This is a genomic window from Pseudomonas sp. RL_105y_Pfl2_101 (genome assembly GCF_963970585.1).
In the GTDB taxonomy this organism is placed as follows: Bacteria; Pseudomonadota; Gammaproteobacteria; order Pseudomonadales; family Pseudomonadaceae; genus Aquipseudomonas.
In genome coordinates this window covers 1-18583 of sequence record NZ_CAXAPG010000028.1, presented here as the reverse complement: position 1 = coordinate 18583, position 18583 = coordinate 1, and the positions used below count along the sequence as shown (strand labels likewise).

Below are 18583 nucleotides of genomic sequence, written 5' to 3'. Positions count from 1 at the left end.
TTCAGGGCAGGCTCTGGGATGTGCAATATTCCCATCATCGTGTCAGGTATTTTTTATGTCGCTACGCATCTGCATTCTGGAAACCGATATCCTGCGTCCGGAACTGGTCGACCAATATCAGGGTTACGGGCAGATGTTCCAGCGCCTGTTTTCACAGCAACCTGTCGCGGCTGAGTTCACGGTGTACAACGTGATGGAAGGCCACTACCCCAGCGATGATGAGCCGTTCGATGCCTATCTGGTGACCGGTAGCAAGGCTGACTCCTTCGGCACCGACCCGTGGATTCAAACCCTCAGGACCTATCTGCTGAAGCGCTATCAGCGCGGCGATAAATTGCTCGGTGTGTGCTTTGGTCACCAGCTGTTGGCGTTGTTGCTGGGCGGCAAGACCGAACGCGCCACCCAAGGTTGGGGCGTCGGCACCCATCGCTACAAGCTCGCCGCGAAGGCGCCTTGGATGAGCCCGGTGATGGAAGATCTGACCTTGCTCATCAGTCATCAGGACCAGGTCACCCAATTGCCTGAAAACGCCACGGTCATCGCCTCCAGCGATTTCTGCCCGTTCGCCGCCTATCACATCAACGACCAGGTGCTGTGCTTCCAGGGGCACCCGGAATTTATCCACGATTATTCCCGGGCCTTGCTGGAGATTCGCCAGCAACACCTCGGCGAGCAGATCTACAGCCAGGGTGTGGCGAGCCTGGCCCATGAGCACCACGGCACCACGGTGGCGGAATGGATGATGCGTTTCGTCGCTCATAAGCCGCAGGCCGAAGCCACCCAAGGCTAAAGATCACCACTCATGTGTGCGAGCTTGCTCGCGATAGCGGTGGAACAGTTGGCGTTGAGCGAAGAGCGATCGCTTACAACCACCCCGATCGCTTGAAGCTCCACCACAGCGACGAGCAGCCCACCACAATCACCCCCAGCACCGCGAAATACCCGTATTGCCAACTCAACTCCGGCATGTCCTGGAAGTTCATCCCATAAATCCCGGCCACGGCCGTGGGAAACGCCAGGATCGCCGCCCAAGCCGCGAACTTGCGTTGTACCACGCTCTGGCGCGACGCTTCGAGCAGCACGCCGACTTCGATGGTCTGGCTGGCGATGTCAGCCAGGGTGGTCAGGTCTTCCATTTGCCGCGTGACATGAATCTGCACGTCGCGGAAATACGGGCTCATGTTCTTGTCGATAAAGGGGAAGTCGAGTTTCTGCAACTCTTCACTGATCTCCACCATGGGCGCCGCGTAACGGCGCAGGCGCAATACGTCGCGGCGCAAGCTGTGCAGGTTCTGGATGTCACGCTCGTTCAGGGAACTGCACATGACGTTGTGCTCCAGCTCATCGATTTCGGCGTGAATGGCTTCCCCCATGGGCTGGTAGTTTTCAATCACGAAATCAAGGATGGCATAGAGGACGAAATCTTCCCCGTGTTTCAGTAAAAGCGGACGTGCCTCACAGCGTTGCCGGACATGGGCGTAGGACGCAGAGTGGCCGTTGCGGGCCGTGATGATGTAGCCCTTGCCAGCAAAGATATGGGTTTCGATGAACTGCAGCTTGCCTTCCTTGCGTATCGGCGAATACGTGACGATAAACAGCGCATCGCCAAAGGTCTCCAGCTTGGGACGGCTGTGTTTCTCCATGGCGTCTTCGATCGCCAATTCGTGCAGGTTGAATTGACGCTGCAGGTTGGTCAGCTCCAGGGCACTGGGCTCTTCGAGACCGATCCACACAAAATGACCAGGTTTGGCAGCCCAGGCGCTGCCTTCGTCGAGGGTGATATTGGTGACTTTCTTACCGGCGCTGTAGACCGCAGCAGCAACGACTCTACCCATAATGGTGGTTCACTTCTTATTGGAAATGGCAGTGGCAGGCAGCGTCCAGCTTAACGTGCCCTGTAGCTTGAGAGTCAGCAAAATCTGCGGAGTTCGGCGGCAAAAGAAAACCCGCACAGGGGCGGGTTTTTCATTCATGCGGCTTGTAGTTGCCGGTCCATTGTCGCGATGCACTCGCGCATTTGTTCGCGACATTGGGCGATGAGCCGGGGCATGTCATCCATGCTCAGCCCGGCTGTAGGAATCGCCGGCAATGAACGTATGAGGATGTCACCACTGCGCCAGCGATTGAGGCGCATGTGCTTGATGTAGCTGCTCACGCACACCGGAACAATCGGCACCCCGGCGGCTATTGCCATCTGGAAGGCGCCTTTCTTGAACGGCAACAGGTCCTCACCCAGATTGCGCGTGCCTTCCGGAAAAACCCAGATCGAGGTGTCCTCATGCTGCAACGTATGGGTGGTGGTCAGCATCGACTGTCGCGCCTTGATAGCGTTGCCGCGGTCGATCAATACGTTGCCCGCCAGCCAAAACAACTGCCCGAACAGCGGCACCCATTTCAGGCTCTTCTTGCCGATGCACACGGTACGGCGTGGCACCACGTTGCCGAACATGAACAGGTCATAGTTGGACTGGTGGTTGGCGATGATGACGCAGCCGTTGGGCTTATTCACCAGCGTGTCGACCTGCGTCCGGACCCGCAGGCGCAAAATGTACATCGCTGGCAACGCGTACAACCTTGCACATAAACGACTGTTGTCCGGGTTGAATGGCCGGCACAGGCCCAGAATCACCCCAAGCACACCAGCCAGTACAAAATGCAGGCCCATCAATAACATACGCAATACAAACAGCATCTACAGGCCCCATCGGGACAAAAGGTGGCGCAGTGTACGGATGTGCACTGTTTTCGGCAATTGCCACTATAGAGGAAGGAGATGGACGATGTTTAAGCGCATGTTTGCAAATGACGCGACAGAAGTGGCCTAGAGTGGTTGCGGACTTTTAAGCGACGCGCGTAGGAAAAAGCCCAGCTCTAGGGGAGGGCTCGCGCGCTCTTGGCTCGTAGGAGCTGTCGAGCGGAGCGAGGCTGCGATCTTTCCATTACCAATTGAGTCCGGAGCGAAGGATCAAAGATCGCAGCCTCGCTCCGCTCGACAGCTCCTACAAGCGTCAGCCCATATGCTCCTGATCCAGCAGAATCGCACTGTCCAGCGTTTCCAGCAGGGCTTTGCGCACTTTCAGCTTGGTGTTTTTGTGGGCGGACATGTTGATCTTCTTCAACTGACGCGCCGCTTCCAGGGCCGCGCCCTGCAGTTCTTCGGCCGACACCACCTTGTCGAGGAAGCCGGCATCCACCGCGCCCTGTGGGTTAAACATCTCGGCATTGATTACCGAGCGATGGAACGCCGACTTGCGCAGGCGATCACGGGCCAGCTCGATACCGGCGTGGTGCATGGTCATGCCGATCTGCACTTCGTTCAGGCCGATGCTGAACGGCCCTTCCACCCCGATGCGATAGTCCGCCGAGAGCAGCAGGAACGCACCCTTGGCCACCGCATGCCCCGGGCAAGCGACAACGACAGGGAAAGGGTGCGACAACAGGCGACGGGCCAGCGTCGAGCCGGCTGTGACCAGGCTTACCGCTTCCTTGGGACCGGCGGTCATCACCTTCAGATCGTAACCCCCCGACAGAATCCCCGGTTGCCCGGTAATGATCACCACCGCCCGATCCGTCGTCGCCTGGTCCAGCGCAGCGTTAAACGCGGCAATCACATCCGGCGAGATGGCATTGACCTTGCCGTTGTTCAGGGTCAGGGTCGCGATACCGTCTTCGAGATGGTAGGCAATCAAGTCGTTCATGACGCTATTCCTTGTAAGAGAAGTGTCTCAGACGTTACCCACCGCCGCAGGCCAGGTAAAGCACCGTGACTGACTCACCGGTCAGCCCCAGGCCCTGCAAACAGCCCGGCCCGCCCATCCCGCTTCGCCTTCATCTATAGAACAGCGCCTGCATAGCGCCGAAGATTGGCCGGTTTGCCATGCCCTGGCGCGTTTGAAATGCTCGGCGATGCTTAAGCGCATGAAAATTCTGAAAAAAACCTTTGCCATCGGAAAAGCTTTCGACTACATTAGCGCGCCTCGACAGACTGAACAGTTTGTCGAGATACGGTGAAGTGTCCGAGTGGCTTAAGGAGCACGCCTGGAAAGTGTGTATACAGGAAACTGTATCGAGAGTTCGAATCTCTCCTTCACCGCCACATTCCTAAAACGCAAACCCCTGATTTTCCTAGAGAAAGTCGGGGGTTTGTGGTTTTTGGCGTCCAAAAAACAGCCCCATGGGACCACCATGGGACTGCTGCACTATCGTGGTGCAAAAAAGCAACGATTAAGGGACCCCTCACCGGCGGTAATGACCGTTTTTGTCGAGCATCCGACGCGGCAAAAAGCTCCCGTAGAACGGCGCAGGTTCGGGCGTGGTGGCTGGTGGAAACGGCAGGGTAGCCAGGAGGCGGGTGGGTTGGTCGGAGTGTTCGAAGGGAGCTATGTCGAAGTCGAAGGTCAATTGATGGGTCATTTGAGCTTTTTTCATGTTCTCTCGCTTATCACGGGTTGTCTTTTGAAGCAATAGTCTAACGCAGCTATAAATTCGGCAGATTCTCAACTAAGGCGCGGCCCGCCGCGTTACCAATAACGCCGTTTATGTTCAACAGGCCCCCACACCCGGCCCAGGTGTGGGGGCCTTTTTTAGGCCCACGGTGACCGGAACCCCCTACACAGATACACCATAACCCCCGCCGCTGCTTTCGACGAATTGGAAGCCATGGCGGATGTAAAAGCGATTCGAGGCGCCTTCCTTAAGGGCGCCCACCCTGAGCGGGAGCGCGGCCGCATCCGCCTCCTTGAAAATATGATCGAGAACAGCGGCGCCTATTCCTGATCCTTGCGCGCCGGGCCTTATATACAAATGGTCAAGCAAGAGTTCATGGCTGAAAGGCTTGACCACAACGAACCCGACCCTCATTCCCGACACCTCGATGTGGCGTAAACATTTGATCCTCAGCGTATGCCGTTGGAATCTACCGCCATTACTTCGTCACGAGGCAATGCCGTTGTATCAAGCGTATCCGGGTGGAAGCCGCGTCGCGACCTGGCTCCAACACCTGGCAATCTCCTTGGCAATGCTGCCGCGGCCATTCCTGGGCTCCAGCTCAGCGCTTGCACTGAGGTGCTCCAGCAGCCACTCATCCGTCCACCCCGCCCATTCACCCGCAACGGATCTGAGGTTCGCTTCGAGCACCGGGAACACTTCATTCCACAGGATGTTGTGGATTTCCTTTGGCGAATAATGGGTTTCAAGGACGACGCGAGCGATGTAGTTGTAGGTCAGGTCGTCGATCTCGGTATCCAGGAAGAGCGAGGAAAGGGCTTGCCAGGTTTTCAGGCGGTTCGAGTCGACAGGGTTCATGTTTTTGTCTCGGGATGTGTAGGTGATAACCCATTTGGCCCAATGCTGCCGGCCAAATCGCCTGCTTGCCACCGTATGAGTCCCGCGGCTGCCAAAAAACCGTAGTTGTGAAAAAACGCAACCAGAGTGCCATCGGCTCAAAGACAAGGACGCCCATGGATATACTCACGCCATCACGTTTTGACGACGCTGCGATTTTGTACCCGAACGACAAGGCCGGGCTTGATCGATGCCAGCGCATTTTGAGGATGGCGCGCCCGAAAGCGTTCGCGGACCTGCAAAAGCTTTTCGGTACGCACGGTGCGACTTGTTCAAACCCAGAGCCGCAATGAATTGGGTGGTGATCGACGTAGGCGGCAATGATCTCAGGGTGATCGGTGGCGTCAACTACATCGGCAGACGTTCTACGTCAAACACATCTACACGGATGCCGATTACGACGTTGCCAACGTCTGGTATGCAAGAAACAAAGGGTTAAGACGATGAGTGCAGCCCGCAACGACTTTCAAACCGTAATCGCAACGCTTGGCGAGCTACATGGGGTACTGGATCGCCTGCGCGGTGAGTTTGTGCATGGCATCAAGACCCCTGCCGACTATGAACGTGCGACCGACCTGCTCGATGCGCTCACCGACGGGCGCGAACTGAGCAAGACGGAGGAGAAAATTCTCGTTGAGCTCGAGGACGAAATCCTGGCCTATCAGCGCAACTGCGACCAGTTTCGCGAATCGAATGCCGCTTTTGAGGCGACCTGCACGCCTGTGCAATTGATCAAAGGTGACGGCTCATGTCGAAGCTGTCCCTCTTCCCGTCAGTAAAACTTCAGCTCATGACCTTCTGCAAGAGGGCTCTCAGACCGCCTATTCAGTGGAGGAGACTGGTGCTGGTGAATACAACGTGGTGACTTCGACGGGCCGCAGAAAGACAGCCAAAGAGTCGGACAAGGGGTAGGGCAGTCGTCTGCTGATCAGGGGGCAGGGTCGGTCGTCGATCCACGGGAGTTCAGGATGACACGCACCGCCATGATCACCCCCACAAGCACAGCCGCAAGACCTGACGTCTCCAAAAGTGTCGGTAGCCGGCCATGAAACCACAAGCCAAGCAGCGTCGCGAACAGCGACTCCAAGGCAATCAATTGTCCGGAAAACACCATGGGCAGGCGTCGGGACGCGGCGTTCCAGGCCCAGGCCCCGACAACGGATGACATCAGCGCAATCACGAAACCCCAGAGATACAAAGGCCCCGCAACGGAAACACTAAAACCCAGGCTCGGCAGTTTGAGCAGGTCGAGCGCTTGTATCGCCGGTAATAAGCACAAGGTGCCGATGCCGGCGCCAGCCATCATAAGGCCGGTCCACGCGCCTGACGCGCGGGGTGGCAGCGTTAGCAAGGCACGCTGGTTCAACCAGCTGAATGTGAGCCATAACACCACGGCACCGATTGAAAACAACAAGCCCATCAGCCATGAGCCATCGTTTGCAACGGGTTGATGGACAGCGCCGAGGTTCGACAGTAGAAGCCCAACCGTCAAAAAACCCAGCGGGATTGCCAGTTTGCGCCATTGGAGGGTTTTGGTCGTGGCGTTGCCCAGCAGTGCCAGCAAGACCGGCACCATGCCAATAAAGGCCGGGGTCAGCACCGGCCCACCGAAGATGATGCCGGCGGCGATGCAGGCGCTATAGCCGAGGTAGCCGATCACACCCAGCCCTGCGGCCAGAAACACCTGAGCGCGACGCAGGAGCCACAGTTGGTCCCGATAGAGCAGCACGACAGCCAGGCCCAGGGCACCGGCGATCAGGAACCGTACGATCATCAAGTCATAGATCGTGTAGGCGCCGGTGACGTAGGGCGCTATGAAGTTCAACGCCCAGCTCAGTGTCGCGACGACTGCGAGGGCCAATCCGGCGATGAGGTTTGAGTGGGCCTGGATCATCAGGCGTGCGCCCCGACACACCGGCCATTGCAGCGAGTCCCCGAACCTTCTATAAAATCTCGCGCTGACATCGCGTTCCTCTCGACCGTCGTTGTCCCTGGAAATCTGACCCGCATGGAGCGTCATCGTGAGCCAATCGCTTCGCCCTCTCAACTCCCAGACTGACATTTACCCGCGTACTACGTCCCGCGTCCTGCGACATGCCTGGAACTTCACCTTACTGACGCTGCTCACCGGCTGCGGAGCGCTGTCGGATGCACCCCTATTCAACGCCTGACGGTGGTGAGACCGCGCGCTTGCGAGTGATCAGCGATGGCATGGTCAGGGCCGTACCCCAGTCCGATTGTGTGGACTTCCGCCTGCCGGGCGCGGGCGTCATGGTGGCGTTCCGCGATGGCTACGCCAATCGCAACGGCGAAAGCCTGGGCATGCCAGATGACGACAAATACTCATCTTCCACGGTCATGTCTGAGCTGCTGGTGCCTGCCGGGGAGCCTATTTCTTTTCATTACATCGGTGATCGATGCTACAACATGTTCAGCTTTGTCCCTAAGGCAGGGGAGGATTACCAACTGGACGCTGCGGGGCGTTTTGAGTGTGAGGTGAGGCTCAAGCAACTGCCCGCGGCAACGACGCAGCTTCCCCGTTCATTCTTGAAGGACAGCAAACTGTGCAGGGTGACGGATAACTTTTAGCGTGGAGGTTTTCCAAGGACCCTATAACGTTGAAAAAGGCGTTTCATCATGAGCCCCAGCCCCACGTTCCAAACCCGCCGTCTCATCCTCGCACCCCTTGAACTGACGGATGCACCGGCTATCCAACAGCTATTTCCCCATTGGGAGGTGGTCCGTTACCTGGACAGCCGCGTGCCCTGGCCTTACCCGGATGACGGCGCGCTGACATACGTGCGCGACCATGCGCTCCCGGCTATTGCAGCCGGACGCGAGTGGCACTGGATGATCCGCCTTGCCGAGGAGCCGGCACAGAGCATCGGCAGCATCAGCCTGTACGACCAGCCCGGCAACAACCGAGGGTTCTGGCTGGCGCCGCAGTGGCAGGGCCAGGGCTACATGCGCGAGGCTTGTGAAGTGATCAATGCCTACTGGTTCGAAACCCTGAAACACCCCGTCATGCAAGTACCCAAAGCGGTGGGCAACCAGGCTTCGCGCAGGGTATCGGAGCGTGAAGGCATGCGCCTGATCGGGACGCAGGAAGGGGATTTTGTCTGTGGGGCGTTGCTCAAGGAGGTCTGGGAGATGACGCGTGAGGCGTGGCTTAAGAAAAAGGTGAATGGTGGTGAGTAGACGTCACCGACGATTGGCGTCCAAATCCGTTAACGACGACGTACAACAGTGGACCGATTGATACAAAGATCACCGTGATCAGGACGTAGGGCAGCAACGATATGAGCGACCTGCCTTTCGAGCGAGTGTCCCTGTACATCCAAACGCACGCCATGCAAGCGAGCAGATAGAGATCGATGACTACCTGCGCGGTGTCTGGGCTAGACATGAGCCTGACGCCGAACGCCACGAGTGATTGCTCGGCGAAAAACACAGTACTCGCCGTGTACATTGAAAAAAGCAGCAGCACGACAAGTGCAACGTAGGGTCTTTTCACTTTACTTCCTTGGACTCGTTCATTGGTCAGTAGAGGTAGGCTAGTGATATGACCGTCATGGTTTCAATGACCTCTGAGGTCATGGATGAACGAGCCCGCAATGCCGGAGTCAACGGATGACCAGTCGACCTTTTTCTCGAGCGACGCCACCAACCTCAGCCGGTGCGCAGCTGCGTCACTTGCGCCAACAGGCCGGACTGAGTCAGCTGGACTGTGCATTGATAACAGGGGTATCTCAGCGTCACCTTAGTTGCATCGAGACAGGGCGTGCCAAGCCAAGCCCGGGCACTCTGCATAACTTGTTGACGGCCTTGGATGTACCGTTGGAACGATGCAACGACATCTTCCTCGCCAGTGGCTATGCCCCTCGCTACGAAACGACACCGCTCACGTCGTCGTCAATGGATGTGGTACGTGATGCCATTAATCATGTCCTTCACGCCAATAATCCCGCTCCGGCGATTGTTCTGGGGGCTCAATGGGACATCCTTGCAGCCAACACCAGCGCGGGAGTTTTGTTCGATCTGGTGGGGCTTGCCAGAGACGCAGCCGATGGGCTCAACCTCTTGGTGACACTGCTGCAACCCGGTGGCTTGGGCGATCATTTGAGTAACGCCGAGGAAATAAGATTAGTGGCCTGGCAACGGGCCTCTCGGGAAGCCTTGAGTAATCCCGCGTTGGCTGAGATTCTGAAGAGCCTGCCGGCCCCACACCGCTCTGCGGCGCGGGTTAACGAGCTGCCTCCGTTGTTGCTGACGCGAGTCACGTCTCCCCATGGTGAGCTGAAGTTCATGTCAACGTTCACCACCTTCGGCATGCCGCTCGACATCACGATGAGCTCATTGCGTATCGAGCATCTGATTCCTGCCGACGCGAAGACCTGGGAGGTCATGACTAAGGCGTATGAGCAGACGCAACACTAATAATGATCAAGGAAGAACACATGCAACCGTCACTCAATCGAATCATGCTGTATGTCCGGGACGTTCAAGCGACCTGTGACTTTTATGAGCGTCATTTCGGTTTTACCAGCGAAAGAACAGTCGATGATCGCGTCACTGAATTGAGCCCTGCAAACGGTGGTGCGATCCTGATGCTTCATCCGGCAGGGAAGGCCGTTAAAACCGGGCAGGGCACTGTAAAGCTTGTCTTTGATCTCCAGGATGTCGAGGGTTTCAAGGCCAAGTGCCTGGCCCAAGGCCTGAGGTTTGGCGCTACGCACAGGGCGGATGGTTATTCTTTTTCCAACGCCAAAGACCCCGACGGTCATTCCATTTCCATCTCCAGCAGGGCGTTTGCATGCAGCTGAACTTTCAAAAGATGCATGCCAATGGCGATGACTTCGTTATTGTCGATTCGCGAAATTCGGCCAACCCGGTGACGAGTGCCATGGCCCAGCGAATGGGGGATCGGAACCGGGGCGTGGGCTTCAACCAACTCGCGGTGTTGCTCGATTGCGACGATGCCGATGCGCGGGTGATGTTCTGGAACGCGGATGGCTCCGCGCTGGACGTTTGTGGCAGTGCGACGCGGGGGGCGGCGGATATGCTGATGCGCGAAGCAAATGTGACTTCGGTTGCGTTGCGCACTCACCGTGGTCTGCTGACTTGCGAACGTACTCCGACCGGCGACATTTCCGTCGACATGGGCGTCCCGCTTTTCGGCTGGTCGGACATTCCTTTAGCGCAAGAGCTGGACTCCGCTGTCTTGCCACTGACCGACAGTCCTGCCGCGTGCAGCATGGGAAATCCCCACTGCACCTATTTTGTCGATGATCTGGCTAGCGTTGATATCGCGACGATTGCCCCGGCCATCGAAACCAACGCGTTATTTCCGCTCAAGACCAACGTTCATTTCGTCCAGATCATTGATCGCACGCATATTCGGCTGCGCATCTGGGAGCGTGGTGCAGGGATTGCACTGGGTTCAGGTTCTTGCTCGTGTGGCGCGGTTGTTAATGGGATTCGTCGTGGTTTGTTGGACAGCACCGTCGAGGTTGAATGTGATGGCGGGGGTGTGACCGTGCAATGGGATGGCGTGGGGGCCGTCTTTCTTATCGGGCCGGTGGAGGCGAGTTTTTCGGGGACGATGAGTCAAGGCTGAGTCGGTAGGTGTTTCAATCCTGGAGCAGGGATTTGCAGGACATTCAGTGCGTCAAGAAAATCTTCATTTGAGTCAGTTTGCGGATTTCTCTTAGCTCGCAGCTCTTAACGCGTTCAGGCTGCGCTTCACAGAACGGGTACCCACCGCCAATCTCCTGTGGGAGCGAGCTTGCTCGCGAAGGCGGCAACAAGTTACAACATGGTTTGAATAGATACACACTCCGTGGCGAGGGAGCTTGCTCCCGCTCGGCGGCGCAGCCGTCGTAGACCGATTGATGCAGTTTGTCTGGAAGAACGTTTTGGGGCGGCTTCGCCACCCAGCGGGAGCAAGCTCCCTCGCCACAGGACTATGGAGATTTGCATCATTTCTCGATGATCCTGAGCCACGGCCAGCGAGCCTGATAACTTTTCGCGCACCAAGTGCATAGATCTCAAGGACGCCCAATGCAATTGCAAAGCAGGCCAGTGACGGCCGATGACATCAAGACTCTCTGTAGCTTTGCGCAGGACGCTCGGGAACTGTTCTATATGTTCCCGAAAGCCCAATACCCTCTAACTGAGGCGCAGTTGGCTGACGCTATCGCTCAACGATTCGATTCGACGGTCATCGAGGCTGGGAACCGTGTCGTTGGTTTTGCTAACTTCTATCGGGCTGAAACCGGTGGGGTTTGCTGTATCGGCAATGTCATCGTTGCCCGAGAGGCTCGAGGTCAAGGTGTTGCCAGTTTTCTCGTGGAAACGATGACGGCCCTGGCGTTCGACCGCTATGACGCCACTGAGGTGCAGGTATCGTGTTTCAATGAAAACACGGCAGGCTTGCTGCTTTATCCAAAGCTGGGCTTTTTGCCCTTTGCTGTCGAAGAGCGAGTTTCTCCAGATAAGCGTAGAACCGCACTTATCCATATGCGTCGCGTTAGATCGGGCCGTCCCTAGATTCTTTTGAGCGACCGCCCCAGAAAATGCCTGAAAACCCAAGCCCAGCCCAACGCGACTGATTTACAATGCCATTCCTTCGACAGAGACCGGCCTTTCGTGGATGCGTTTTCCCTTGTCTATCAACACCTGAGCGCATGGGTAATCGCACCCGTCACCCAGCAGTTCCTCGGCATTTTCAACCTGAACGGCCGCCTCGGCATCCTGTTTCTCTGCGCCTCCTACGGTGTCGCCTATGGCCTGTTCCGTTTCAGAAAGCACCATGGCCTGACTGACGCTCGTTCGTTCTGGCAATTCATCGGTGGTCGTGGGGTGTACCTGCATCGTTCGGCGTTGCTGGACTATCGCTACTACTTCGTCCGGGCCATTCTCAAGATTGCCTTGGTGTTGCCCATTGTTCATCTGGTCGATCCGTACATCCTGCGCTCCGGGGATTACCTGGCTTTTTTCAGCAACCTCTGGGGCGCGCGTCCGCGTCTGGGGGAGAACCTTTCGCTCGCCTTGCTCTATGGGTTGGGGGTGTTTCTGGTGAAGGATTTCGTCCACTACTGGGCGCACCGGGCGTTTCATTCGCGCTGGCTCTGGGCTTTTCACAAGGTGCATCATTCGGCGCCCGTGCTGGTGCCGGCCACCGCGAGTCGGGTGCATTTTGTGGAGAAGATCGTCGAGAAGCTCTGCATTACCGCCTGCCTGGGCCTTTTCACGGGCTGCTTCTGGTATGTCTGTGGTGGTGAGATCAGCCGCTACACATTGTTCGGCGTGACGTACCTGGTGTTCATTTTCAATAGCCTGGCGGCCAACTTGCGTCACACCCATGTCTGGCTGTCCTTTGGCCCGGTGCTGGAACATGTGCTGAACAGTCCGGCTCAGCACCAGATCCACCACAGCGATGCTCCGCGCCATTTCAACCGCAATTTCGGCGTCAACCTGTCGCTGTGGGACTGGCTGTTCGGCACGCTCTATGTCACCCGCACGCAGCCTGAGCACTTGCGTTTCGGCACCGGAGAACAGGACCACCAACGTTACCTGACGGTGTATAGCCTGATTGTCACGCCTTTCGTCGAAACTGCCCGCAAGTGCCTGCCCGCGTTTTCATATCAACGCCAAGACGCCACAATGCGCCCAACGCCTGCCATCGGATCAGCGAGTGCTGACACGGGCGAGGTTGAGCGAAAAACCAGCAAGGAACGCCCATGAATTTCTTCAAGAAGCTCTTCGGTTCATCGAAAGCCCCTGAACCCCAAGACGACCAGCCTGCGCCGCAATCCCACGAGCTTGGCGACCTGACCGAGGCTGAAGCCGCCAATCTGGCCGTCCGGGAAGCCGGCGCAGCGTGCCTGGATCGTCATTGGAGCGCTGTCGGCACGGTCGAGCGGGATGTCCTGGCCTACCTGATCAGCCCAACCTTTTCCGGCGGCCCGTACTGGCCTTCGACCCGCCAGGCCTACCGCGTGGTTCGCCGTGGCGACACGATCATCCTCGCCACTGAAGGCCTGTCCGATCCATTCGATGATACGGAAGGAATGGGCAACGGCTTCGAGATGGAATTGTTCGTCGAAACCGCGGATATCCCCGAGCACGCCTATGGTCCAGTGGGGGAGGTCGATCCTTTCAAAGGCAGCTGGGCCTTCGAGCTGCTGGAGCACGTCGCCAAAACGGTGGCCGACGCTGGCGGCATCACCCACCAACTTGACCAATACGGGACGCTATCCCTTGAACTGCCCGGGCTCAGCCAATCGCACCACATGAGCGATCAACTGCCCAAGCTCTTCGTGACCGATGACGACTCCACCGGCGTTCTGCTCGGCGCCCCGGAGCCGGATTTCCCTACCCAACTGGATGACATGCCTTTGTCCCCGGTCAGATTGGTGCCGGTGGTATTGATCACCGCGCCGGAGCTGGAGTACGTGCGTTCGGGCGGGCGAGCGGCGCGGGAGGATCTGGTGAGCCGTTTGCAGGCGGCGGGCGTTGGGCATATGAGCAGTCTGCATCGGGCGAGTGTGGTGTGATGCTTCGCGGTAATTGATTAGAAACGGATGCTCAAGCGTGTCATTGTTCGCTCTAGTGGTAATCGTCGCATTGGGCATTCAAGGAGAGTTGAAGCACCCATGGAATCGATTAAAGAAATTGAAAGAGCTGTCAAAAGCGCCCCGATACGAAGCTTTCATCGTGCTTTAGCAAGCTTTCGGACTTGAGTCGCGCCGCCATCAGTAGCTGTTTGGGTCATTGGAAAGCTCTCTACCTACAGCTCTGTAACGCGTACTTAAGAAACGATGAATGGGTGGCGAAGGAGCTTGCTCCCGCTTGAGTGCGAAGCGCTCACAAAAAGGGCCGCTACGCAGCCCAGCGGGAGCAAGCTCCCTCGCCACAGGTTGTCGGCTGGCTGGCTTATAGAGTGGAACCTGCCGGGGCCGCATCCAATCGTCGTGCAATCACATCCATCACGTCGCACCCATCACGCAGGGGGATGCAGCAAAGTTGTGCCAGATCCTGAAGGGTCGCGGGGTCGATCGTCTGTTCATCGCGCATCGCCAAATTTTCCAGGAACTGGGTAGCGGCACGGATTCGGTAGGCTGCTGAGTCGAGCAGGATGTGTAGCGGGGCGGTGGTATCGACGTAGAGGGGTTGGTCGTCGGCGTTGCTGGTCAGGCCCATGTGTTGGTTCATGACAATTGCCTGTGTTGTTGGAATTGTGTCAATCGGGTCGCCAAACCCGGCCGCCATTTGGGCGACGCCAAGACTATAGTCGCCACCGTAAAAAATACGCAAGGGATTGATAGGGAAGGGGATTCCCAATCATATGTAGGACGTTGCCATAATCGTAAGCATCCGAGCTGTACGTCTTACAAATCAGCAGGGCCACCACCTACATCTTCCGCGGGCAAGAACATCATCCCGGAGCGGCTTTTTCTATTTGCAGATTACTCTGAACAGGGCGCGTCACAGAGGGCCTTCATACCGAGTACGATGTCGCAAGCGAGTGCTCTCGCATCCGTCGATACCCCCAAATAGTTACCAGTAATACAGCTGCTCCGGCTGCCAGAGCAACGTTAAACCCATAGCGAGCCCCTTCCATATCCACCAGTTGGCCCGACGCTGCAGCCCCCATCGCCACCCCCACATTCAAGCCCGCCAGTAACCAGGTCATGCCTTCGGTCAATTGTCGCTCCGGCACAATTCGCTCCACCAAGGACATCGCCACAATCATGGTGGGCGCAAAGAATAACCCTGCCACCAACACTGCTCCTGAGAGGCTGGTAATGTTACTAGCCATCAACAAGGGCAGTGTCGTTGCGGCAGTTGCAAGGCCACCCACCAGCAAGAGTTTGTGCAGCGGCGTTTTCAGTTTTAGCGCACCGAACAACAAGCCCGTGGCGCACGAGCCGATGGCGTAACAGGACAACACGATACTGGCCGCCGCCGGACTGCCCATTTGTTCCGCGAACGCGACACTCACGATATCGACCGTTCCGACGATGACGCCCATCGCGACCATCAGCAATGTTAATAGCCGGACGTCTGCCAAGCGAAAGATTGAGGCTGTTCGCGTGCTCATTTCTTCAGCCGATTCTACAGGCGGTTCGGTGGATACTTGCGCTGCCAAAGCAAGTGCGCCAATCGCCAGCAGTACAACTGCCGCTAACGGTCCTGCCTGGGGGAAGACGGCCACGCTCAAACCAACGGAAATCGGAGGGCCTGCGATAAACGTCACTTCGTCCAGCACGGTTTCGAGTGAGTAAGCTGTTTGCAGGTGCGGCTTGCCCCTATAGATCGCAGTCCAGCGAGCGCGGACCATGGCCGACATGCTCGGCATGAAACCCGCTAACACAGCGGCTACGAACAATGTCCAATCGGGTGTATGCCAGTAGGTACAGGCAAGCAGTAGAAGAGTACCCAAAACACTGATGCCAGCAGACAAGGGCAGTACCCTGCGCTGACCGTATCGATCCACCATGCGTGAAACCTGCGGTGACATTAATGCATACGTCAGGACGAAGGTGGCAGAAATCGCGCCTGCCAGTGCGTAGCTGCCCCGTAACTGCGAAAGCATGGTGATGATGCCGATACCTGTCATGGGGAGTGGTAGACGGGCGAGGAGGCCTGCAAGGGAGAATCCCTTGGTGCCAGGGTCTTGGAACAGTATTCGGTACGGATTGGCCATGCTCGATACTCCTTATCGAAGAGTTCAGCTTGTCGGGGCGTCGCTGAACTGTAAATATACATTCAATGCGTATGATTAAAATCCTATAATCATACGCAGTGAATGTAAATGGCTTATTGGTCTGGAGTTATCATGGTTCGACGTACACGCGCTGATATGGAAGAAACACGTACCACGTTGCTGAAGACCGCACGCCAGGTTTTCAGCGAACATGGCTATGCCGAAACGTCCATGGATGATTTGACAGCGATGGCTGGCCTGACGCGGGGCGCGCTTTACCATCATTTCGGCGACAAGAAAGGTTTACTCACGGCTGTGGTCGCTCAAATTGATGCGGAGATGGACACGCGGCTACAAGTGATTTCGGACAGTACAGACAACGCATGGGAGGCTTTCCGGGATCGCTGTCGCATGTACCTGGAAATGGCACAGGAGCCTGAAATACAGCGCATCGTATTGCGGGATGCGCGCGCTGTTCTGGGTAGCTCCCCACCAGAAGCGCATCGGCACTGTGCAGCCTCCCTACAAAAGATGCTTGAGCAACTGATGCTGCAAGAGACGGTTGTACAAACCGATCCCGAAGCATTGGCGATGCTAATCCATGGTGCCTTGTGCGAAGCAGCATTCTGGATCGCAGAAGCTGAACCAGGTTCAGACAGGCTGTTGCAGGCCCTGGGGGCACTTGAGCTTCTGCTTAAGGGCGTCCGTAGCTGAAATCAGGGGCATAGGGGGTGGATCCCAGTGTGGGTAATACGGTGCGGTTGATAATGGGGTGCTCTTCCCAGATGACGAATTCTTCATGGAGTTTTCGTGGTGGTGCAAAAAAGAAGGGCGTAATCATTGCATCAGCATCACACCGAAGTGGCCTAACACCGATATCTAGGCCGCTGCAGTGCTACAGGTCCAAGATTTTCGTCATGATGATCGTGCGCTCAGATTTGTGAAACTCATCCCTGACTTTTATAAAGCCAAGCGAAGCATAAAAGCCTTCTGCGGTGATTGAAGAGGGAACCCGTAGCAGGTTCAGACCTGCGTTTATGGCGATCGATTGAATCCTTTCCATCAGATGGGCCTCTTCGCACAGCCGGCGCTCTGAGCGAATGCCGTAGCAATAGCCCACGATCAGCATACGAATCATCAGTTCTGGATCAATCGACGGACGCCCAATCGGGCTATAGAAATCGGCGAGGTAATGGAGCAGGTCGCTCAGATCAAGACACCGATCAATGCTGCGCAGAAGATGATTGGCTGGAATGTGATCTTCAAGGTTGAACGAGTAAAACAGCCGCTCCTGCCCACTCGATAACTGTCCCATCATGCTGCGTGCTTCCCTGCTGGCCAATGCGCAGATTTTGCCGGAGGCCAGCCAGGGGAGCTACTTTTTCAACAGAATCAACCCATTGCGGACATCCTGCGATTAGGGATGCTGGTGCGTCAATTTCCAGGCCAGTGCATTGTCTGAACTGTAATATGCGGATGACTTTCTAACGGTTCCCATTCATCCAAGAAAGCAAAACCCTGTTTCAGATAGAAGTTTGAGGCTCTCGCATTGTCTGGAGAGACGTCGAGAAAAACTCCTTCGAAGCCCTGGGCAATCGCACGAGCTTTCACTGCCTCAGCCAGCTGTGCTGCTACGCCGGAGCCTCGTGCAGGGGCCTCAATCCACATTCCGATCAAGTTATAGCGATTTGCACTACTCACTCCGGCACCGATCATTCCGATAGGTCTGTCGCCGTCGAAGGCCAGCCAGAACGCCGTTCCGGCTGATGACGCTCGGTCTTTCCACTGTTCGTCAGTGTATTTGGCGGCGGTTTGGTAATTCACACCAAACGCCGTTGGCGTGTCCAAAAGCGCGGCGAGTCGGACTTGTTTCAAAAGCATCCAGTCTTTTGTTTCCGTCAGTCGAATTTCCATAATTTTCCTGAAAACCAGCAGCGTCTAAACGTATTACAAGAGTGTAACAACCTGGCTGGTGTGCATGAGATCGAATTTGGCCGGGAATGGATGTGGTGCAAAATGTCTGCTTCTAGCCGATAACAACCAGACATAGGATTCAGCTTTCTGATTTTTCCCGGCCAACGAGCCTACGTACCCTATGGCGGCGAGACTGAGATAACGTCTTGTCCTCGGTGCAATGAGCCAAGAGCGCGGTTAGCTCAACGTCTAGCGGAAAGCCATCCTCCAGCCATTTAAGCGCCAGCCCCGACCAATATTCGGAGTGCGACCTCAAGGCAGTGACCACCAGCGGCTGCAACGCTATGTCGGCAGGCAGCGTGTATTTTTCCCTAAGGGCTCTTATCGCATCTGGCAAATCGAGTGCAGCTGTTTCGACAGGTTTCTCAAGCAACGGCAACAACCAGACATAGCTGAATTCTTCGTTCATCTTTCTCCCCGATTGCTAAGGATGGTCTGAAATAGCCGGATGTTTTCCGGCTATCGAGCCGTCAGTACTTTTCAAAAAACGACCCGCGTCGAAATTTGATCCATTTTCTTCATTTTTCAGCCCTTCCGGGCGCAGCAAGGCGCTTC

Annotated in this window: 24 protein-coding genes, 1 tRNA gene and 2 pseudogenes; 14 read left to right on the top strand and 13 right to left on the bottom strand. The window is 56.5% G+C overall.

Annotation, left to right across the window (positions count from 1 at the left end; translation table 11 throughout):
• The first annotated feature begins 55 nt into the window (after positions 1-55).
• Positions 56-790 carry an amidotransferase gene (locus tag AACY31_RS22530; protein ID WP_339492208.1) on the top strand — a complete coding sequence of 245 codons (735 nt, stop codon included), beginning with the start codon at positions 56-58 and terminating at the stop codon, positions 788-790.
• A 73-nt stretch (positions 791-863) separates the two neighbouring features.
• On the opposite strand, the gene AACY31_RS22525 is transcribed toward AACY31_RS22530, so the two are convergent.
• From AACY31_RS22525 to AACY31_RS22515, 3 genes are all read right to left on the bottom strand, one after another.
• Positions 864-1835 carry a magnesium and cobalt transport protein CorA gene (locus AACY31_RS22525; RefSeq protein WP_339482258.1) on the bottom strand — a complete coding sequence of 324 codons (972 nt, stop codon included), beginning with the start codon at positions 1833-1835 and terminating at the stop codon, positions 864-866.
• A 134-nt stretch (positions 1836-1969) separates the two neighbouring features.
• Positions 1970-2692, bottom strand: coding sequence for a 1-acylglycerol-3-phosphate O-acyltransferase (locus tag AACY31_RS22520; protein WP_339482260.1), 723 nt, complete (start codon positions 2690-2692; stop codon positions 1970-1972).
• A gap of 316 nt (positions 2693-3008) precedes the next feature.
• Positions 3009-3698: a crotonase/enoyl-CoA hydratase family protein gene (locus tag AACY31_RS22515; RefSeq protein WP_339505100.1), complete on the bottom strand. Its 690-nt coding sequence runs from the start codon at positions 3696-3698 to the stop codon at positions 3009-3011.
• A 308-nt stretch (positions 3699-4006) separates the two neighbouring features.
• Between AACY31_RS22515 and AACY31_RS22510 the strand changes: the two genes are divergently transcribed.
• Positions 4007-4096 (top strand) — tRNA-Ser (locus tag AACY31_RS22510).
• Positions 4097-4236: 140 nt separating this feature from the next.
• Here AACY31_RS22510 and AACY31_RS22505 read toward each other — a convergent pair.
• From AACY31_RS22505 to AACY31_RS22495, 3 genes and pseudogenes are all read right to left on the bottom strand, one after another.
• Positions 4237-4428 carry a hypothetical protein gene (locus AACY31_RS22505; RefSeq protein WP_339505098.1) on the bottom strand — a complete coding sequence of 64 codons (192 nt, stop codon included), beginning with the start codon at positions 4426-4428 and terminating at the stop codon, positions 4237-4239.
• Positions 4429-4608: 180 nt separating this feature from the next.
• A pseudogene (locus AACY31_RS22500) lies at positions 4609-4881 on the bottom strand (GNAT family N-acetyltransferase); the annotation flags it as partial.
• A gap of 72 nt (positions 4882-4953) precedes the next feature.
• The gene (locus AACY31_RS22495) at positions 4954-5304 is read right to left on the bottom strand and encodes a DUF7079 family protein (protein WP_339482264.1); all 351 of its coding nucleotides are present in this window, start codon (positions 5302-5304) and stop codon (positions 4954-4956) included.
• Between the two features lie 155 nt (positions 5305-5459).
• Here AACY31_RS22495 and AACY31_RS22490 point away from each other — a divergent pair, with 155 nt between their 5' ends.
• Both AACY31_RS22490 and AACY31_RS22485 read left to right on the top strand, forming a co-directional pair.
• On the top strand, positions 5460-5636 hold the full coding sequence (locus AACY31_RS22490) for a hypothetical protein (protein WP_339482265.1): 177 nt from the start codon (positions 5460-5462) through the stop codon (positions 5634-5636).
• 150 nt (positions 5637-5786) lie between these two features.
• Entirely contained in the window at positions 5787-6122 is a 336-nt protein-coding gene (locus tag AACY31_RS22485) for a hypothetical protein (protein WP_339482266.1), read from the top strand.
• A gap of 149 nt (positions 6123-6271) precedes the next feature.
• Here AACY31_RS22485 and AACY31_RS22480 read toward each other — a convergent pair whose 3' ends face one another.
• Entirely contained in the window at positions 6272-7237 is a 966-nt protein-coding gene (locus tag AACY31_RS22480) for a DMT family transporter (protein WP_339482267.1), read from the bottom strand.
• Positions 7238-7364: 127 nt separating this feature from the next.
• Here AACY31_RS22480 and AACY31_RS22475 point away from each other — a divergent pair, with 127 nt between their 5' ends.
• The 3 genes from AACY31_RS22475 to AACY31_RS22465 are packed head-to-tail and all read left to right on the top strand — an operon-like array spanning position 7365 to position 8541.
• Positions 7365-7514, top strand: a complete 150-nt coding sequence (locus tag AACY31_RS22475) for a hypothetical protein (protein ID WP_339482268.1) — start codon at positions 7365-7367, stop codon at positions 7512-7514.
• Positions 7492-7932 carry a hypothetical protein gene (locus tag AACY31_RS22470; RefSeq protein WP_339482270.1) on the top strand — a complete coding sequence of 147 codons (441 nt, stop codon included), beginning with the start codon at positions 7492-7494 and terminating at the stop codon, positions 7930-7932. Before AACY31_RS22475 ends, AACY31_RS22470 begins: the two co-directional genes overlap by 23 nt.
• 48 nt (positions 7933-7980) lie before the next feature.
• Positions 7981-8541 carry a GNAT family N-acetyltransferase gene (locus tag AACY31_RS22465; protein WP_339482271.1) on the top strand — a complete coding sequence of 187 codons (561 nt, stop codon included), beginning with the start codon at positions 7981-7983 and terminating at the stop codon, positions 8539-8541.
• Here the strand turns inward: AACY31_RS22465 and AACY31_RS22460 are convergent.
• Positions 8513-8857 (bottom strand): DUF2834 domain-containing protein, encoded by a 345-nt coding sequence (locus AACY31_RS22460; protein ID WP_339482272.1) that lies wholly within the window; start codon positions 8855-8857, stop codon positions 8513-8515. The two genes, AACY31_RS22465 and AACY31_RS22460, sit on opposite strands and share 29 nt — an antisense overlap.
• Before the next feature lie 116 nt (positions 8858-8973).
• Between AACY31_RS22460 and AACY31_RS22455 the strand changes: the two genes are divergently transcribed.
• The 6 genes from AACY31_RS22455 (at position 8974) to AACY31_RS22430 (ending at position 13901) form a co-directional block, all read left to right on the top strand.
• The gene (locus AACY31_RS22455; protein WP_339482273.1) at positions 8974-9780 is read left to right on the top strand and encodes a helix-turn-helix domain-containing protein; all 807 of its coding nucleotides are present in this window, start codon (positions 8974-8976) and stop codon (positions 9778-9780) included.
• 20 nt (positions 9781-9800) lie between these two features.
• Positions 9801-10166, top strand: coding sequence for a VOC family protein (locus AACY31_RS22450; RefSeq protein ID WP_339482275.1), 366 nt, complete (start codon positions 9801-9803; stop codon positions 10164-10166).
• A complete protein-coding gene (gene dapF, locus AACY31_RS22445) occupies positions 10157-10960 on the top strand; it encodes a diaminopimelate epimerase (RefSeq protein ID WP_339482277.1) in 804 nt (267 codons plus the stop codon). Before AACY31_RS22450 ends, dapF begins: the two co-directional genes overlap by 10 nt.
• 443 nt (positions 10961-11403) lie before the next feature.
• Positions 11404-11892: a GNAT family N-acetyltransferase gene (locus AACY31_RS22440; protein WP_339482279.1), complete on the top strand. Its 489-nt coding sequence runs from the start codon at positions 11404-11406 to the stop codon at positions 11890-11892.
• Positions 11893-11991: 99 nt separating this feature from the next.
• Complete coding sequence (locus tag AACY31_RS22435; RefSeq protein ID WP_339482281.1) at positions 11992-13089, top strand: sterol desaturase family protein; 1098 nt, start codon at positions 11992-11994, stop codon at positions 13087-13089.
• A complete protein-coding gene (locus tag AACY31_RS22430) occupies positions 13086-13901 on the top strand; it encodes a suppressor of fused domain protein (protein ID WP_339482282.1) in 816 nt (271 codons plus the stop codon). Before AACY31_RS22435 ends, AACY31_RS22430 begins: the two co-directional genes overlap by 4 nt.
• A 379-nt stretch (positions 13902-14280) precedes the next feature.
• Here the strand turns inward: AACY31_RS22430 and AACY31_RS22425 are convergent, their stop codons facing one another.
• A complete protein-coding gene (locus tag AACY31_RS22425; protein WP_339482283.1) occupies positions 14281-14559 on the bottom strand; it encodes a short-chain dehydrogenase in 279 nt (92 codons plus the stop codon).
• A 286-nt stretch (positions 14560-14845) separates the two neighbouring features.
• Entirely contained in the window at positions 14846-16054 is a 1209-nt protein-coding gene (locus AACY31_RS22420; RefSeq protein WP_339482284.1) for an MFS transporter, read from the bottom strand.
• Positions 16055-16186: 132 nt separating this feature from the next.
• On the opposite strand from AACY31_RS22420, the gene AACY31_RS22415 reads away from it, so the two are divergent.
• Positions 16187-16768 (top strand): TetR/AcrR family transcriptional regulator, encoded by a 582-nt coding sequence (locus tag AACY31_RS22415; protein ID WP_339482285.1) that lies wholly within the window; start codon positions 16187-16189, stop codon positions 16766-16768.
• Positions 16769-17117: 349 nt separating this feature from the next.
• Here the strand turns inward: AACY31_RS22415 and AACY31_RS22410 are convergent.
• The 3 genes and pseudogenes from AACY31_RS22410 to AACY31_RS22400 form a co-directional block, all read right to left on the bottom strand.
• Positions 17118-17372 (bottom strand): annotated as a pseudogene (locus AACY31_RS22410) (transposase); the annotation flags it as partial.
• 116 nt (positions 17373-17488) lie between these two features.
• The gene (locus AACY31_RS22405) at positions 17489-17968 is read right to left on the bottom strand and encodes a GNAT family N-acetyltransferase (protein WP_339505095.1); all 480 of its coding nucleotides are present in this window, start codon (positions 17966-17968) and stop codon (positions 17489-17491) included.
• Between the two features lie 139 nt (positions 17969-18107).
• Entirely contained in the window at positions 18108-18437 is a 330-nt protein-coding gene (locus tag AACY31_RS22400; protein WP_339505094.1) for a hypothetical protein, read from the bottom strand.
• Positions 18438-18583: the final 146 nt, after the last annotated feature.

What these genes read in the sequence shown, in the direction of transcription:
- AACY31_RS22530 (WP_339492208.1), top strand. Translation starts at nt 56, where the DNA reads ATGTCGCTACGCATCTGCATTCTGGAAACCGATATCCTGCGTCCGGAA.
- AACY31_RS22525 (WP_339482258.1), bottom strand. Translation starts at nt 1,835, where the DNA reads ATGGGTAGAGTCGTTGCTGCTGCGGTCTACAGCGCCGGTAAGAAAGTC.
- AACY31_RS22520 (WP_339482260.1), bottom strand. Translation starts at nt 2,692, where the DNA reads ATGCTGTTTGTATTGCGTATGTTATTGATGGGCCTGCATTTTGTACTG.
- AACY31_RS22515 (WP_339505100.1), bottom strand. Translation starts at nt 3,698, where the DNA reads ATGAACGACTTGATTGCCTACCATCTCGAAGACGGTATCGCGACCCTG.
- AACY31_RS22505 (WP_339505098.1), bottom strand. Translation starts at nt 4,428, where the DNA reads ATGAAAAAAGCTCAAATGACCCATCAATTGACCTTCGACTTCGACATA.
- AACY31_RS22495 (WP_339482264.1), bottom strand. Translation starts at nt 5,304, where the DNA reads ATGAACCCTGTCGACTCGAACCGCCTGAAAACCTGGCAAGCCCTTTCC.
- AACY31_RS22490 (WP_339482265.1), top strand. Translation starts at nt 5,460, where the DNA reads ATGGATATACTCACGCCATCACGTTTTGACGACGCTGCGATTTTGTAC.
- AACY31_RS22485 (WP_339482266.1), top strand. Translation starts at nt 5,787, where the DNA reads ATGAGTGCAGCCCGCAACGACTTTCAAACCGTAATCGCAACGCTTGGC.
- AACY31_RS22480 (WP_339482267.1), bottom strand. Translation starts at nt 7,237, where the DNA reads ATGATCCAGGCCCACTCAAACCTCATCGCCGGATTGGCCCTCGCAGTC.
- AACY31_RS22470 (WP_339482270.1), top strand. Translation starts at nt 7,492, where the DNA reads ATGCACCCCTATTCAACGCCTGACGGTGGTGAGACCGCGCGCTTGCGA.
- AACY31_RS22465 (WP_339482271.1), top strand. Translation starts at nt 7,981, where the DNA reads ATGAGCCCCAGCCCCACGTTCCAAACCCGCCGTCTCATCCTCGCACCC.
- AACY31_RS22455 (WP_339482273.1), top strand. Translation starts at nt 8,974, where the DNA reads ATGACCAGTCGACCTTTTTCTCGAGCGACGCCACCAACCTCAGCCGGT.
- AACY31_RS22450 (WP_339482275.1), top strand. Translation starts at nt 9,801, where the DNA reads ATGCAACCGTCACTCAATCGAATCATGCTGTATGTCCGGGACGTTCAA.
- dapF (WP_339482277.1), top strand. Translation starts at nt 10,157, where the DNA reads ATGCAGCTGAACTTTCAAAAGATGCATGCCAATGGCGATGACTTCGTT.
- AACY31_RS22440 (WP_339482279.1), top strand. Translation starts at nt 11,404, where the DNA reads ATGCAATTGCAAAGCAGGCCAGTGACGGCCGATGACATCAAGACTCTC.
- AACY31_RS22430 (WP_339482282.1), top strand. Translation starts at nt 13,086, where the DNA reads ATGAATTTCTTCAAGAAGCTCTTCGGTTCATCGAAAGCCCCTGAACCC.
- AACY31_RS22425 (WP_339482283.1), bottom strand. Translation starts at nt 14,559, where the DNA reads ATGAACCAACACATGGGCCTGACCAGCAACGCCGACGACCAACCCCTC.
- AACY31_RS22420 (WP_339482284.1), bottom strand. Translation starts at nt 16,054, where the DNA reads ATGGCCAATCCGTACCGAATACTGTTCCAAGACCCTGGCACCAAGGGA.
- AACY31_RS22415 (WP_339482285.1), top strand. Translation starts at nt 16,187, where the DNA reads ATGGTTCGACGTACACGCGCTGATATGGAAGAAACACGTACCACGTTG.
- AACY31_RS22405 (WP_339505095.1), bottom strand. Translation starts at nt 17,968, where the DNA reads ATGGAAATTCGACTGACGGAAACAAAAGACTGGATGCTTTTGAAACAA.
- AACY31_RS22400 (WP_339505094.1), bottom strand. Translation starts at nt 18,437, where the DNA reads ATGAACGAAGAATTCAGCTATGTCTGGTTGTTGCCGTTGCTTGAGAAA.